General features: G+C 39.3%; 12 protein-coding genes. 2 read left to right on the plus strand and 10 right to left on the minus strand.

What is annotated here, in order from left to right:
* Positions 1-22: 22 nt before the first annotated feature.
* The 8 genes from NAT51_RS09615 to NAT51_RS09650 form a co-directional block, all read right to left on the minus strand.
* Complete coding sequence (locus NAT51_RS09615) at positions 23-562, minus strand: GNAT family N-acetyltransferase (RefSeq protein ID WP_250598441.1); 540 nt, start codon at positions 560-562, stop codon at positions 23-25.
* Positions 563-593: 31 nt separating this feature from the next.
* Positions 594-1,430: a hypothetical protein gene (locus NAT51_RS09620; RefSeq protein WP_250598443.1), complete on the minus strand. Its 837-nt coding sequence runs from the start codon at positions 1,428-1,430 to the stop codon at positions 594-596.
* Positions 1,431-1,611: 181 nt separating this feature from the next.
* On the minus strand, positions 1,612-2,181 hold the full coding sequence (locus tag NAT51_RS09625; RefSeq protein WP_250598445.1) for a DUF4256 domain-containing protein: 570 nt from the start codon (positions 2,179-2,181) through the stop codon (positions 1,612-1,614).
* A gap of 36 nt (positions 2,182-2,217) precedes the next feature.
* Positions 2,218-2,514 (minus strand): hypothetical protein, encoded by a 297-nt coding sequence (locus NAT51_RS09630; protein WP_250598448.1) that lies wholly within the window; start codon positions 2,512-2,514, stop codon positions 2,218-2,220.
* A 98-nt stretch (positions 2,515-2,612) separates the two neighbouring features.
* On the minus strand, positions 2,613-7,025 hold the full coding sequence (locus NAT51_RS09635) for a T9SS type B sorting domain-containing protein (RefSeq protein ID WP_250598450.1): 4,413 nt from the start codon (positions 7,023-7,025) through the stop codon (positions 2,613-2,615).
* A gap of 31 nt (positions 7,026-7,056) precedes the next feature.
* On the minus strand, positions 7,057-9,336 hold the full coding sequence (locus NAT51_RS09640; protein ID WP_250598452.1) for a choice-of-anchor L domain-containing protein: 2,280 nt from the start codon (positions 9,334-9,336) through the stop codon (positions 7,057-7,059).
* Between the two features lie 141 nt (positions 9,337-9,477).
* Positions 9,478-9,912, minus strand: coding sequence for a DUF1456 family protein (locus tag NAT51_RS09645; RefSeq protein ID WP_250598454.1), 435 nt, complete (start codon positions 9,910-9,912; stop codon positions 9,478-9,480).
* Positions 9,909-10,703, minus strand: coding sequence for an alpha/beta hydrolase (locus tag NAT51_RS09650; protein ID WP_250598456.1), 795 nt, complete (start codon positions 10,701-10,703; stop codon positions 9,909-9,911). The genes NAT51_RS09645 and NAT51_RS09650 overlap by 4 nt, the downstream gene beginning before the upstream one ends.
* Positions 10,704-10,757: 54 nt before the next feature.
* On the opposite strand from NAT51_RS09650, the gene NAT51_RS09655 reads away from it, so the two are divergent.
* Entirely contained in the window at positions 10,758-11,159 is a 402-nt protein-coding gene (locus NAT51_RS09655; protein WP_250598458.1) for an excinuclease ABC subunit B, read from the plus strand.
* On the opposite strand, the gene NAT51_RS09660 is transcribed toward NAT51_RS09655, so the two are convergent.
* Complete coding sequence (locus NAT51_RS09660; protein ID WP_250598472.1) at positions 11,156-13,276, minus strand: tetratricopeptide repeat protein; 2,121 nt, start codon at positions 13,274-13,276, stop codon at positions 11,156-11,158. The genes NAT51_RS09655 and NAT51_RS09660 overlap by 4 nt on opposite strands.
* Positions 13,277-13,419: 143 nt before the next feature.
* Positions 13,420-14,166, minus strand: a complete 747-nt coding sequence (locus NAT51_RS09665) for a LytR/AlgR family response regulator transcription factor (protein WP_250598473.1) — start codon at positions 14,164-14,166, stop codon at positions 13,420-13,422.
* A 174-nt stretch (positions 14,167-14,340) separates the two neighbouring features.
* Here NAT51_RS09665 and NAT51_RS09670 point away from each other — a divergent pair, with 174 nt between their 5' ends.
* Positions 14,341-16,032, plus strand: coding sequence for an SBBP repeat-containing protein (locus tag NAT51_RS09670; RefSeq protein WP_250598475.1), 1,692 nt, complete (start codon positions 14,341-14,343; stop codon positions 16,030-16,032).
* Positions 16,033-16,051: the final 19 nt, after the last annotated feature.

Consider the following 16,051-nt stretch of genomic DNA (forward strand, 5'->3'; position numbering starts at 1 on the left):
TTTATTTAAAAATCCGAAGATATCAATTTCTGTGACTAACGGGTGCCGTTTTGTGTTTTAATTTCTCCAATCTCCAGACAATATTTCCCGGTTCGGTTTTGGTGATTTTGAAGTTGTTTTTTTTCAGTGTGCGTTGGGAGGCGATGTTATCATCATCAGTTTCGGCGATAATTGCTTTTACGGTTTGATTTGTGAAGCACCATTTGGCCAATTCACCAACCGCTTCCGGCATGATGCCTTTTCCCCTGAAATCTTCAAAGGTTTCATAGCCTATTTCCACTTCGCCTTTCTCATTGGGTGTTCCTTTGAGGCAGATTTCGGCTGCGATGGCATTTTCCGCTTTTAAAATGATGACCCAAAAAGTATAGAAGAGGTTAGTGGTACTTTCGGTTTTGATATTGGGTAATACGTTGTTGATGATTTTGGTTTTGATCCGTTCGGTCATAACACGATTGTTCTGCAATAGTCCCATTTCTTTTTCCAAGGCATCGGGAATAATGTATTTTTCCATTTGGTCATGGCTAAGCGGAATGATTTGCAGTCGGAGAGAGTCGATCATCATGATTTTTGGGATTGATGGAATTTTATTTTAATTATTTCAGTTTTACTATTTTCTTTCTTTCATCGGCTTCTTCCGTTCTGTAAGTGATTTCAATCCGTTTCTTTTTGACTTTACGGACTAATCCTTTGAATTCCTTTAATTGCTTTTCAAGTGCCTGATTGAGCGAATCATTTTCAGTCACAATAATTTTGTCTTCGGTTCCGAAAAGGCCGTATTGGTTGCAGGCTTCAGGTAAGTCGGGCAGTTGCCAGTCCCATATGTCGAAACTGTAGATTTCGGTCCATTGATTGTTTTTGTACGTTGCGATATGCCAGCTGTTCAAGTTGGAGTAGTCGGCATAATTGATTACATAGGATATTTCGTCGGTACCGTCGCCATTGAGATCCCCTTCGTTTTTTAAGTAGGAGAGACCGATTTGCTGTCCGTGGCCTGATACCATCATGGTGTCAATTTTGGTGTTGTTGGAAATTAAAAAAGACATAGGGTCTTTATTGATGGTAAGTGCTATTAATTGGCCCATATCACCCAGATTGTCATAAAATTTATTGGTTTCTTTTTTCTCTTTGAGACTGTAAAAATGCTCGATCAGCTTTTCCTTTTTTCCGTCGCCGTTAAAGTCACCGTCTATGACAAAGCGATAACCGAAAATTGGTTTGATATTCTTGGGTATTTTTTTCAGTTCTTCAGCTATCCAATCCATTGTTTCTTCCTCTTCTTTGGATTTCTTTTCAGCGGCTGTATCGGTTTTTTGTTTTAGGGCTGTTTTGTTTTCTTTTGACTTTATAGTATTATCGGCAGGGATTTCTTTCTTGCAGCTGATGAATAACAGGGTTGAAATCAGGAAAAGAAATGCGGTTGTGGGTTTCATGGAAAGAACAGTTACTTTATTGTTATTTAAAGATCTTGAGATTATGTTTTTATTTAAGACTTAACGAAATAGGTGCAACGAGTGATGTATAATCTTCGTTGATTTTATCAATGTTCAAATTTAATTCATCGGTATTGTTTTCAGAATTGTTCCAGTAAATGCCATTTGTTTTTTTAATAAATTAAACCCTCAGTGCACCTCGGAATCCCCTTACGGCATAATAAGACTGGGCTCCGTTGTGGTAGAGGAAAATTGTTCCGTAGCGGAATTCGGAGTACAGGGCGCCGCCTAATTTTCTGATCCCTTCAGGTGTTTTGATCCAGCTGGAGCTTTTGGTGTCAAATTTTCCAAGTGACTGCAATTCCCGGTATTGTTCTTCGGTTAAGATGTCGATACCCATTTCAGTTGCCATATCGAGAGCGTTGTTTGACGGTTTGAATTCTTTTCTGGCGTCGAGTGCTTCCCGGTCATAACAGATGCTTCTGCGTCCTTTTGGCGTTTCGGGTGAACAATCGAAAAAGAGGTATTCGTCTGATTTAGTATCGTGACCAATGACATCCGGTTCCCCTCCGGTTTTTTCCATTTCGTTGAGCGACCATAGCTTATTTGGGTTGGCTTCCAATTTTGTTTGGATTGCTTCCCATTGCATTCCTTTGTGGCGGTTCATGTTGTTTTCGAAGCGTGTTTTCAGTAGGCTGTAGCATTCTTCACGCGCTTCAGGAGATAATTCTTTTGAATAGGATTTAGCCATGACAAGATTGTTTTATATTTTGTGATGCAGTCTTTTTTATTGCTGCTTGATCGTTACCGGAACCGGACCGCCGTGTGATAGAAATCCACCTCCGATTTCGTCTATGTTAACATCCAGTTCATCAGTGGTTGAGATGCGGGTTATGGTAACATCTATAGAGCCGTCTTCGTTAACCGGAACCAGTCCGTAATTTTTGGGAGCAGTTGTAATTGCTGTTTTTTCATTGCCTGATGCGTATGATTTCGGGACGATGTCAATGCTTTGTAGTGTTAGTACAGTTAAACATACGGCAATAATAGTCAGGACGGTTTTTGTGTACAGATCAGTTTTCATAATTGGTTTTATTGAGTTAATGAAACAGTATGACTTTTCGGTCTAACCAAATATAAGAAAAAACATAAAAAAACTCCCTGATAGCAGGGAGTTTGTGATTATCGTTTTAAAGTGAAGTGGCCTCTTACTTCGCGGCCGTCTTCCAGTGTTGATTTGTACCAGTAATCGTCGGCCGGTAGCGGATTTCCTAAATAGGTACCGTCCCAACCCGGTGATAAAGCCGTAAATTCTTTTAAGAGTTTACCGTAGCGGTTGAAAATCTGGATACGGGCATTTGGATTGAATCTGCTGTTTGCTCCGATGATGTTCCAGTATTCGTGGTATCCGTCACCGTTAGGCGTGAAGAATTGCGGGAAACCTGTTACCGAAACCTGTACTTCCAATACCGGACATCCATTCAGGTCGATTACATAAACCGTGTGTAGTCCCGGGCGTACGTTTTCGAAGAATCCGGTCGTTTGTCTTTCGGCAAACAGATCATCCAATGCGAATACATAATTACCCAATCCAGTTACTGTTACCGTAATGGTATTGTTTTCGGTTAAATCTTTAACAACAGGATCACCTGCCAAAGTAGCCGAATTAGATTGTCTGACCGTTATTGTTCTTTCCTTGAAACATCCCGTTGCGTTATATACTTCCACTTTGTATACCCCACTTTGGTTTGTTGTCAGGGTAGAAGCGGTTTCACCTGGCAATAAGATTGTGTCCCTGTACCATTTATAGGTGTAATTTGCAGGATTAGCGCTACTTGCTAAACCGGAAGTTAGTGTTTGGTAAATGTTTGGTTCATTTGTACAAATGTGTACGTCATCAGCTCCGTCAGCATTCGTATCGATTGTCGGTTTCGGATCAACTACCAACTGGAAGTTAGTACTTCCCACACAGTCATTTGTGCTGGCATCTTCAAGTCGCACCCAAATGGTTTGGGTGTTAGGATAGCCGATGTTACGGTAATTTGTGATGTTTGTAATAGCCAGTGAATTGCCCGCTGCATCTACTTCCTGAAGGAAATCAGTATAGTTTTTATAGAACTTGTAAGTATAGCCAGTTGCCGAAATCAATCCGTCAATGTAAGTCTGTACACTTGTTAAGTCGAAAGTAGCAATACCATCGTAATCGTCGTTCGCGGCATCGATATAATCGTCACATACGTGTAACGGAGCGATAGTTGCGGCACTCAGGATAGCATTTGTAGTTGAAGAGACCAACTGCATGCTAACTATTTCAAAACAATTATTGGCATTTGTTGCCCTAGCCCAGATTATTTGAGAATACGGAGTAGTATTGGCAAAAGCCAATGGGTTTGTGATTTGTACCGAAGCATCGTTAGTTTGTGCTCCCGTTTGCGTGGTGAAATACGTGAAAGTTTCGGTAGCTGCGTTAGCCGAAAGATCATTCTCTTTCTGGCGCAGGTTGAAAGTTGTGATACCATCAGTGTTGTCATCACACTGAACGATTCTCACGCCTGAGTTTAAAACCGGTTTCGGGTATACGGTCAATTGTGCACTGTTAGAGAAGAAGTCACATCTGTTTCCGGTTCTGTTTAATTGAGAGCGGTACATATAACCGTTCATACTGTTTTGAATGTTAGTAACCGTTAACTGGTTGGTTGTTACATTCGAATAAGTTGCATCATTAGCAAGATTAGTCCAGTTGATACCACCATCGACAGAAACCTGCCATTGGAAGAAGTCGGCATTTGAAGTCACCTCAAAAGTGGTACTTTCGAATAAACACTGCGCTTTGTTTACCGGATGCGTAGTAACCGTAACAGGAGCCGATGTAATGTAATCAGGATGAGGAGTTGTGTATCCAACAGCGCTTGTTACCAGTCCGTTTGTGTTTGTAACAGCAGGAGAAGTTCCGAGGATACCATCGTTATCAGGATCAGCGAATCCCGCTTCTTTAGCATCAAAACACTGGTCGTTGTCACTGTCAAGATCCCTGTAGTTGCTAATGTTGTCTGTGTCAGTATCAATTGCACCTTCAACAGAATCCAGAATACCGTCATTATCGGCATCAAGATCAATATAATCAGGAATGAGGTCAGCATCAGTGTCAGTAGGAACAAGTCCCGGTTCGTATGCATTATCAAGACCGTCAAGATCCGTGTCGGTATTTGTTGCTGTTGCAGGTGTATTTCCTTGTGCTTCAATATTATCTGAAATGATGTCATTGTCACTGTCGGTATCTAACTGATCCGGAATTCCGTCTGCATCAGAATCCTTGTAAACACAAGTAGCCACCAATTTAAAAGTTGATTTATTAGGAGCTGTGTCCAATAAGTTTTTGTGGGTAATTTTGAAAGAAGTCGTCTGGAACGATTTAAATCTGAAAGTAGCAGTTCCTGCAGCCATTGGTGTATTACCGTTCAGGCGGAATCGGATTTCAAAAGATGAAAACTGTGTTACCCCGCTTTCATAAATACCATCATAGTTCGTGTCGATTAATAATTGGTTGTCCGGGTTTAAAACCGTAACCGTTTTATCGATGTCCGAGTTTACCACATATTCCGCATTAGCGTTGATTAAATCGGTTGCAGCGGCAGTTTGCGGATAATCCAGGGCCACATTAAGCGGTTGGCTGAAAGTTACTTTGTAATCTACGTAGTATCCTTTTCCGGCCGGAATATCAGTGATGAAGCTTCCATCAGCATTTCCGGTAAACGGAATTGCTGCGGCAGGTAATGAGTTAGTTGAAACAGCGGTATAGGTAACAGGAGAATTCGTTATTGTTCCGGCGGCTACCGTTGTATTGATTGGCTGGTCTCCGAAAGATTCGGTACAGTTATCGATACCGTCGTTATCAAAATCAGCGTCTACGTTATCATTTGCCAAATCACCTTCCTGATTGGTAGGGCATGAGCTTACCGGGATACGGTCAGATTCCAGATTGGTGTTACACGCAGAGATGGTAGCCTTCACGTGGTAAAAACCAGGTTGTGTCGGAACATATGAATTAGTAGTAGCACCCGGAATTACCGTTTCGTTGAAATACCATTGGAAAACGTCGAACGATGTAGCATCGTTTACGGATAAGTTTACGTTAGGCAAGCAATTATCGCTGGTAACCGAAATTTTATTGAATGCAATTTCCGGTTCAAAAGTAAAGCCTGAGTAATAACCACCGTAAGTTGCAGCGCCTGATGAACCATAATAGGAAAGGTATACCGATTCACTTGAGAAAACCGAAATATTTCCGGTTAATCCTGAGAAGATATACGTTACATAATCAGTATTTCCGATTACGTTAGAAGGTCCGGTATAAGTTACACCGATTGAAGCTAAGCTGGTTAAGGTATGGTTTGTTCCGTTAATGATGAAGTCAAGGGTAGCTCCGGTTTTGGTAACGATACAAACCGTTCCTCCGAAATTATTGTCACTTCCCACTTCGTTAATCCTTGGTATATTGTTGATTACTTTTGGTGTTTCACAGCTCAAAGGCGGAACAAAGTGCATGTTCTGATTAGCCAGGTTAGGGTTTCCGTCAGTACCTATTCCACCTATGGCCTGATAGGCGAATACTTTTTTTGAAGTTCGTATATATAAGTTCCTGTCCGGTGAAAAACTATTACCGTCGAGAGCAAAATATTCCCCTTCGTTGATTGTGGCGCTTGGAGTTGCGCTTCCGTTGACGTAGATTTCGGTATTGTCTTCATTTGCGATTATAAGCGGTCTTTCAACTTCATTAAAACCGTCACCTTTGACAAAAATATATTCGGTACCTGTTCTTTCGGCAGAAACGATTTGGTCAAAGCCCAAGTCCAGATTAGTTGTATTACTGTTACTTCCTGCGAAAGTACCGCAGTTTACGGCAATAGGTTTGTTCGAAGAGATGGAAGCACCGATCAGACCGTCGCGGTTGGCGTCATTGAATCCACCCTGAGTGGCGATGATATAACTTTCGCCACTGTTTAAAGTAACGCTGAAAGCCGTATTTCCGGTAAAGCTGTTGACTAAAGTTACCCCCGGTTTGATATCATCAAAAGTGATTACCGTATTGTTTTCGGTCGCCAGTACAGATGCAAATGTGTAATAATTTTCGGTGAAGGCAGGTGTTCCCAGATTCAGGAATCCTCCAATTCTGAATTGGGTTCCCAGAGCTGCTAAACCTTTAGATACGAGTCCGCCGGCGTGGAATCTACCCGGTGTTGCTACCGTTCTTACGGTAACGTATACTAAATCTTCAGCTTCGACGATATATCCTTTGTCGTTTAAAACCGAATTGGCACTACCTTCATCAACAATGAGTTGTGTATTTGAACCAGAGGTTGCAATGGAAAGTATGTATGGGTTGTCCCTTGAAACCGTCCCATTGATGGTTGTTCCTCCTAATTGGATGATTCTGAAATTGATAGGTGTAACACTCGGACAGGAAATGTATAAACTCTGATCCTGTGGAACGATATTGGCTGCATTTGATATTGGCGGAATGTAATGCGTTTTACTGAATTGTGCCAAGCACGAAACGCTAAACAAAACGCTTAGTAAGAGTAATTTTATTTTCATGGGTTTTTTAATTGCAGCCCAAAGGTATTAATTATCTTTTAAGCGTGAAGTGACTTTTTACTGTTTTTCCGTTTGAAAATGTTAAAATGAACCAATAATCGTCAGCCGGAAGGCTTTTTCCGTTGTAAGTACCGTTCCATCCTGATGTATTTGATGTGAACTGTTTAATGAGTTTTCCGTAACGGTCAAAAATACTGATTGTGGAAACCGGTAACAATTGCAGGTTTTCAATTTTCCATGTATCGTTATAACCATCCCCGTTTGGCGTGAAAAATTTTGGAAAATCCAATACATAAACTACCGCTGAAGGAGTAGGAGTACAGCCGTTTTTATCCCTTACATAAACTGTATATTCGCCAGCTTCAAGGTGATTAAAAACAGGACTGTCCTGATAAGTAACCCCGTCAATAGAGAACTCATAATCACCGCCATTATCGGTGTATGTTATGGTAATCGAATTGTTTTCAGAAAAGTCGTTGACAATTGCGTCTATGTTAGTTGCCGGTGCAGAAGGAAGCACATTGAATGTTTTGGTTGCTTTGCATCCGTTGTTGTCTGTCACTTCAACGGTATAATTCCCTGCAGCCGATACCTGTGTTTCAAAATCGGTATCACCATTTGACCAGTTGTATGCATTAAATGTATTTACGACACTTAGTGTTATGGTTTGTCCAGGACATAAATACACTGATTGGTTTTCGAAATTTGCCGGACTGTTGAAATTGATATGTAAGACCACATCTACAATATCGTAGCAATCAGGGCCATTTACAATTCTGGCGAAGATTGTTTGCGAGTTTGGAGTTGTGTTCGAGTAATTATTTGCCAGTGGATTGGATTGATTTTCGGCGTTAGTGGCCGTTGCATAATATTCAACCACCATTCCGGAAGGAAGACTTGCGGTTATCAGTGGTGTGATTTCGGTGTTGAGGTCAAAAGAAGTGATTCCGTTTTTGGTTCCGTCTTCATCACATTTCTGATAGGTTACAGGTGAATTTGCATTGTTATTTGAAATGCTTAATGTTACCTGTGCATAGTTTGAACAGTTATTGGTACCGGCTACTCTGGCATAGATTGTTTTAGGGATGCTGTTGTAAGCTGTTGGGATTGTGATTTGGTTTCCGCCAATACTTTCGTAATAGGTAACTGCGCCTAAATTAGGATCATTGTTGCGGATCAGGTTGTCCAGTTTAGTCAGGTTGAAAGTAGCTGAGCCGTCATTATTGCTGTCGCATTGTACCAATGTCTGGTTAGATAAAACGGCTAAAGGAGCAAACTGTATTTTTACGGTTCCGGTTGACAGGCAGGTTCCGTTGATCATTACCTCGGCTTTATATTCGACGATATTCTGATTGGTATTGTCACTTATCGTGAATGTTGGTGTTATGATGCCTGTAAAGACATTGTCTTTGTACCATCTGTAAGTGTTTCCGGTTCCAAATTGCGATGCATTAAGAGTCACGGTGTCTCCCGCACAATATGCATTGTTTGATGCCATTAAGTGATCGGGTCCTAAATCTGTTTCGCTTTGAAAAGTACCACCGCCTAAGAATATGGCAGAATCATACAATCCATTTCCCTGATCTGCGATTACTAATTTTATATGATATGCATTACCGGCTATAACATCAGCCTGTGCTTTTAAAATTTTAGTCTGGCCATTGAAGGTTGTGGGATGGTTAAATCCGTTGAATGCGTCAAAATAAGCTTCGTTGCTTGCAGGGCATACTGTGCCTGATCCTCTGATGGTATTGACTGATACAGGAATGTTAGTACCCGGTACCAATGCTATATTCTGATAATTCCCGTTGGTGGGTTTGATTAAAAAGGCAAAACCATCTGTAAATCCGCACTGATTGGGAGAAGGATTACTCAAATATTGTTCAGAAGAAAAGATATAGTCAAAACTGATTTTGTTTGTATAGGGAGTGAAATCAAATTCCAGAATAGTGGCATTTAAGGTGTTTCCTAAACCAAGAGCTTGTTCTAAGTCCTGATCTCCAGCCCAACTACCTATTGTTTCGCTGCTGTTTCCGGTATTAGGACCGATGGCAGAAACGGCACGTCCGGTACTTAAAACGATGCCGTTATTGAAAGGAAAAGTGCTTGTTCCCTGATTGAAACTTCCAAAACTTTGGGCTCCGGTAAAAGAGCCGCCGCTTACGGATACATTTGTTGCCTGTCCGCAACTGTTTCCGGCGAAGAAATTGTTTACGAGTTGTTGTGCGGTGAATGTATCGTCGACCTGTATGTATTGTGAATATGAGGTACTTGAAAAAGTAAATAGAAGAATTAGGACAAATTTTTTCATTCTGAATTAAATAGCCTGCAAATATACTACAAATACTTTTTTTTCAGCATATTTAACAAAATCATAGCAATTTTCAATTCAAAAAAGAAACCCCAGACTAATATCCGGGGTTTGTATTTTATACTTTTTTCAAATCAAAAATTACTTCTTTTTATTTTTTCCGTTGTTGAATTTTACTTTTTCCACTACAGAAATTTTAGGTTCTCCTTTTTTAGGTGCTGTTTTGGGTTTGAATGCCGGTTTCTTTTTGAAATCAGTTTTAGGTTTATCACTTGGACTGTTTTCGTTTTTGGTTTTTCCTGCAGCAGAAACAGCTTTCGCGTTAGCATTGATCACATCCATTGCATTTTTAGGGTTTTCTTTGGTTCCCCTTAAATGAATCACTAATCCGTTAAGGAAATTACGCAACACCTGATCACCGCATTCCATGAATTTAGGGTGGTCTTCCTGGCGGAAAAAATTACCTATTTCCCCTTTGGAAATCCTGAAGTCGACTAATTCCAGAATTTCTACGATCTGGTCATCACGCAGCTGCAAAGCAACCCTTAGTTTTTTAAATATTTCGTTGTTATTCATCTGTCCTGATTAAAGAGCCAAAGATACGCTTTTGCGAAAGCATCACGCCATAATTTTTCATTATGTTGTCCATCTTTTACTATTTCTGACGTAACAGTAACTGTTTTGGGTAAGACGGCGATCATTTTCTGCATATCAGACACCATGTCTTCGCTTTCTTTATCTCCGCACAGAAAATACATTTTGGCTTTTAACCCGGATTTTTCGATGAGCGGATACATCTCGGGATTAATCCAGAAAGCCGGGGAAAAAACAAATCCTTTCTGAAACTTGTCAGGGTATTTCTGTAAGGCATATAAGGTAAATAATCCGCCTAATGAGCTTCCGCCGATGGCTGTATACTTTGGAGATGTTTTGATCCTGTAATTTTTTTCGGCATATGGTTTTACTGTATTTACGATAAAATCCAGATAATCATCGGCTTTACCGCCACCATATTTTTCATTAGGATAGGGTGTGAGTTCATCTATTCTTTTGTCGTTTCCGTGTTCAATTCCTACCACTATGACTTCTGCATTGAGACTGTCGAGTGTTTCGTCAACATTCCATTCACCTGAAAATGATGTTTTGGAATCGAATAAATTTTGTGCATCCTGTAAATAGATTACCGGATATTTTTTTGAAGTTGTACGGTAATTCTTAGGAAGACAGATCCATATTTTGCGGTCTGTTTTTAATTGGGGAGAATGCAGAGTTATGGTGCTGACCTCTATTAAATCAAGGCTTTTCTGGCCAATTGCCAAAGTTGGGAATGTTAAAAAGAAAAGTAGTTTTATCAGTCTGGCAGGCATTATCCTTTTGGAATTTTGATTAAAAAGTATAGTTTTGTTAAAAATAATCAATTTATGAATTCCTACGAAGACAAAATCAGTTTACTTTCAGAAATGATCGGCTTTGCCGTAATCGACGGCGTGTTGCATGACCGTGAGTATGATTTTTTGCTGATGGTTTCGCAGGAATTACAGATTGATAAGGAAACTTTTCTGGAGTTGTTCAAAAAGCGTGATGAGGTCAAAGTCATTAAAGATGAATTTCACCGTATCCTGCATTTTTACCGTTTGGCTTTATTGATGCATTGTGACGGGGTTTTGCATGCCCATGAGCGTGTTGCCATCAATGAGATAGGGATTAACATGGGACTGAATCCGAATGCCATGAAAAGAGTCTTGGGATTGATGGAACAATCGCCGGATCAGATGGTTGATGCCGAAGTATTGCTGGGCGCTTTCCAGGAACAGTTAAACTAGTTTACCGGTATTTTCAGGGTTACTTTTGTGCCTGTTACCTCGTTTCCGGTATTTCGTATATCTTCATAAACAATCAGATTTTTGATTTTTTTGGTTTTATCCAATAGTGTCAATCGTTGCGCAATGGAATCTGTTGAAAATGATTGATGATTGTTTTCATTCCGGGTTTTGATGGCAGCCGATTTTTCCCTTCCGATTCCGTTATCTTCAATAGTGCAGATAATGAGTTCTTCCGACTCGTTATAATCAAAAATAATCGTTATTTTTTTAAGTCCTTCTTTGTGGAGCAGGCCGTGTTTGATGCTGTTTTCGGCAAAAGGCTGTATTAGCATGGGCGGAATTTGTAAATAATCTTCATCTACGTTGTCAGAGCAATTTATTGTGTACTCAAAATTGCTTTGGAACCGCATTTTTTCCAGTTCAAGGTATTTGGTCAGGATTTCTATTTCTGATGCAACCGTTATCAGCTTCTTACCCGAAACATTTAAAATCTGTCTGGTCAGATAGGTGAAATTACTCATTTGCTCATTAGCCTTGATTTTATCACCGTACATGAATTGTTCCTGAATGCTGTTGAGTGCATTAAAAATAAAATGTGGGTTCATTTGGCTTCTTAAGGCTTTGATTTCACTTTCAGAGGCTTTCTTTTCAGCTTCAATTGTTTTTTCGGCTTCCTGTAACTGTATCTTTAGTAATTCATTTTGTTTTTTGGTTTTAAAACGGTTGAAGAAAAAGTAGGATAATAATGCAAGGCCAATAATTGAGCCGATGAAAGTATAAATCAAAATCGATTTCCGTTGTGATTGCAGTTCACTGATTTGCTTTTGTTGTTTTAATTGGTTGATTTCCGATTCTTTTTTACCGGTTTCGTATTTGTATGTTGCTTTTAGTGCTATTTCTTTGCTTTCGTCGTAGTAAATTTTCTCTGCAATTTCTGATGCAATGGCCTTATAATCATACGCTTTTCTATAATCATTACTTTTGAAATATACCTGACTCAGGATTTCAGCAGCATTCTTCTTATCAGAAGGGAATTTAGTGTTTTCCGTCAGTTTATACGCTTTTAAAGCATAATCCTGTGCTTTTGATAATTCATTTTGCTGATTTAGAATAGTAGCGATTTTGATGTATGTTTTACACAGATGTAAGTTGGCATTTATTTTTTGAAAAATGTCAGCCGCTTTGATGTAATGGGATTTGGCTTTGGTGAATTCTTTTTTGTTGAAGTAAATATCCCCGAATGTTTTCAGGGAGTATGCAATGAAATCATTGTTATTGGTTTTTTTTGCCAGACTGAACGAATTGGTATTATGCTTTATGGCCAAATCCAGTTGATTACTGTTAGTGTAGGCATTGGCTAAACTATTGGAAGCGATGGTAATCCGCTCTGTATTGTTAGTTTCTTCATTGATTTGTAAGCATTTTTTATAATAGTTTATACTGCTTTTAAAATCATTCTGATTGTCAAAAATCCGCCCTAAAGCAAAATAGGTTCTCTCTAAGCCTTCCTTATCGTTTAAAGTTTCAAATAATTTTAAAGCCTGTAAGTTGTATTTTATGGATAACTGATTATTTCCTAGATTGTTATAAATGTATCCGAGATCGGTTACTATGTAGGCAAGTCCGGATTTGTCACCGGACAAAACAGAATACTTATAGGCTTTTTTCATGTAGGCCAGGGTGCTGTCTATTTTTCCTGAATAATCGTATGCTGTGCCTATGTTTTGAAGTGCAAGGGCTGTTCCGTAATGGTATTGGATTCCATTTGCAGTTGCAGATGATTTTTTATACCAGTTAATGGCTTTGGTATAGTTTTCTTTATACAGTTCATATGCGCCATTGTTGTTGTAAGCAATGGAGAGGTATTTTATATAGGTTTTCCGGATTGTTTTGTTTTTCTCCGATTTTCCTTTCTTCAAAGTGATTTGTTGAAGTTCCAAATTATAGTTTACCCATATGTTTTCATCGTTTTCGCTTTCAATCAGTTTGTTTAGGTAATAGCAACGGGTCGTGTCTTTTTTGGGATGCTTGTTTAATAAAGCCATGATTTCTTTCGGATTATCCTGTGCCAATATAAAATTAACAGTAAAAAGAAACAGTATCAGGTATTTATTCATTTTAAATTATAAATTTGGAATACTAACATTAAAAGAATTCATTATGTTTTATCTAGTTGATGTAATGCTTTTCGTTGCTGAGAACATTAACATTTCATGGCCTTTGGCTAAGTAAAGTAAAAACTCCTTGTAGTGGGGAGTTTTTAAACACTTATACGACTGATAAATTCATCAAACTCCGATTTTTTTTCCCTTGCCACGGGAATTACTTTTCCGTTTTCGAACAGAAGAGTTGAGCCTTCTTTTTTATTGTATTTTAAAATCATCTGTATATTGACAAGGTAGGAACGGTGTACCCTGAAAAATCGGGAATCGCCCTGAAGCAATTCGTCAAATTCCTTAATTTTTTTACTGATCAGGTATTTTTCGGTGTTGGTAATCACATGCGTGTAAGAGCCATCGGCTTCAAAATACAAGATGTCTTCTATTTTTAAAAATGTCAGTCCGTCAGCTTGCGGAAGTGCAATTTTCTGGAGTTGGTTAACGGTAATATTTTCTTTTAGAAGGTTTATTTTCTGTAAAATCTGATTTTGTCCCTGTTGTTTGATTGCTTTTTCAACGGCTAACTGCAGTTTGCTGATGCTGATGGGTTTCAATAAATAATCGGCTGCGGAAACTTCAAATGCTTTGATGGCATATTCCGAATAAGCCGTACAAAAAATCGTTTCAAAAGTTGGGTTTTCGAAATAATCAAACAAGGCAAAGCCATTCTCGTTGGGCATTTCAATGTCTAAAAATACAATATCTATTGCATGTTTATTCAATAGTTTTACTGCAGTTTTAACATCAGGCGCTTCTTCTATAATTTCAATCCCTTTGCAGTGATCGTTAATTAAATTCCGCAATAATGACCGGGCATTTGGTTCGTCATCAACAAGGATTGCTTTCATTGTTCAGTTTGTTATTGAATTGCTAAAATACAAGATAAATTGATTAAAAGCAGTTTTCTGTTTTGTAAAATACTACCATTTATGAAGTCAAACCGACTGTTTATGAATTGATTGCTTATTTAAGATGATTTAGGCAGTAATCTTGTCCTGAGAAACACGAAAAACTAAATTATCATGAAAAAACTTTACGTATTAGTAGTTGCTGTATTTTCGGTTGTTGTTGCCGAAGCACAGAATTTTGAATGGGTTAAGACTTTTGGATCTACAGGAGTAGACGGAGGGAATGCATCGGTAGTTGATGCTGCAGGAAATGTATATACAACGGGAACATTCCGTGGGACTTTTGATGCTGATCCCGGGCCCGGAACCACAACGCTGACCAGTGCAGCCGGTGGAGGAGTTGATTTTTACATCACTAAATTCGATGCATCCGGAAATTTCGTCTGGGCAAAAAAAATTGGAGGCTCCGATTTTGACCAAGCTTATTCGATGGCGGTTGACAATACCGGGAATATATATCTGGCGGGTTATTTTGCTTATGTAGTGGATTTTAACCCTGATGCAGGAGTGAATAATATGGGTGCGGGAGGTGTTTTTACGCCGCAGGGATTTCTTTTGAAACTGGATACTAACGGAACTTATGTCTGGGCGAAGCAATTCACGACTAATGCTGTTTCAGGTAATGCAGTCGTTGTTACAACCGTATCTGTTGATGCAAACAATAATGTTATGCTGGGCGGCTATTTCAAAGGACCGATGGCAGTAGATTCGGAACCGGTTGTTTTTACGTCAACTGGTGGTACTAATGATTTTTTTATAATTAAGTACAATACATCGGGAGTCTACCAATGGGCAAAGCAGGTTGGTTCTTTGGGTAGTGAATCGGTAAACGGTATAGCTACAGATGCAGCGGGGAATGTTTATGCAACGGGTAATTTTGGTGCTGTGACCGATTTTGATCCGAGTCCGGTAGTGCAAAACTACGGGCCGGTTGGAGGAGCATCTGATTGTTTTTTGCTGAAATTGGATACTTCAGGCAATTACCAATGGGTAAAAAGTATTGGGGGAGGAAATGAAGAGTACGGAAGAAGTGTTGTGGTTAATACTGCCGGAGATATTTATGTGGCGGCTAATTTTACCGGAACGATAATGGTGCCTTTAAGTCCGGCTACGGTTAATTTTCCTTCGAACGGTAGTACTGATAATGTGATTGTTAAATTTGACAGTGCCGGATCGGCTTTATGGGCCAAAACATTTGGTGGCACCGGTGCTGAATTCATTAGTTCTATTACGTGTGACAGTTCCGGAAATGTATTTTCCACCGGTTATTTCAACGGTACTGTTGATTTCGATCCGGGAGTAGCGACAACCAGTTTGACTACAAACGGAGGGAATGATGTTTTTGTGCAAAAGTTAACTGATTCGGGTAGTTTTGTGAGTGCCGGACGTTTTGGAAGTACAGGTAATGATGTAGGGAATTTTATCAGAATTGATGCGAATAATAAAATTATAACCACCGGTACTTTTAACGGAACCTGTTATTTCAATCCGAATTCATCTTCTGTTGATTCTGTTGTGAGTGCCGGAGCTGAAGATGGATTTGTCCAAAAAATGTCAGATCCGTCATTAGGAAATGATGCATTTGATACGGAGACATTTCGTTTGTATCCAAATCCCGGGAATGGAATTTATACTGTAGATTCGCCTGCTGACCATCTTTATTCTGTTGTAAATGTATTAGGGCAAACTATCCAGAAAGGGAGTTTGGTTTTTGGAGCAAACCGAATAGACATCCAAAACCAGCCGGTTGGATTGTATTTTCTCCAATTTGAGAAAGGAAATTCCTTGAAGTTGATCAAGCAGTAAATAAAAAATCCCTTGAGTG

The sequence above is a fragment of the Flavobacterium amniphilum genome (assembly GCF_023634845.1).
Lineage (GTDB): Bacteria > Bacteroidota > Bacteroidia > Flavobacteriales > Flavobacteriaceae > Flavobacterium > Flavobacterium amniphilum.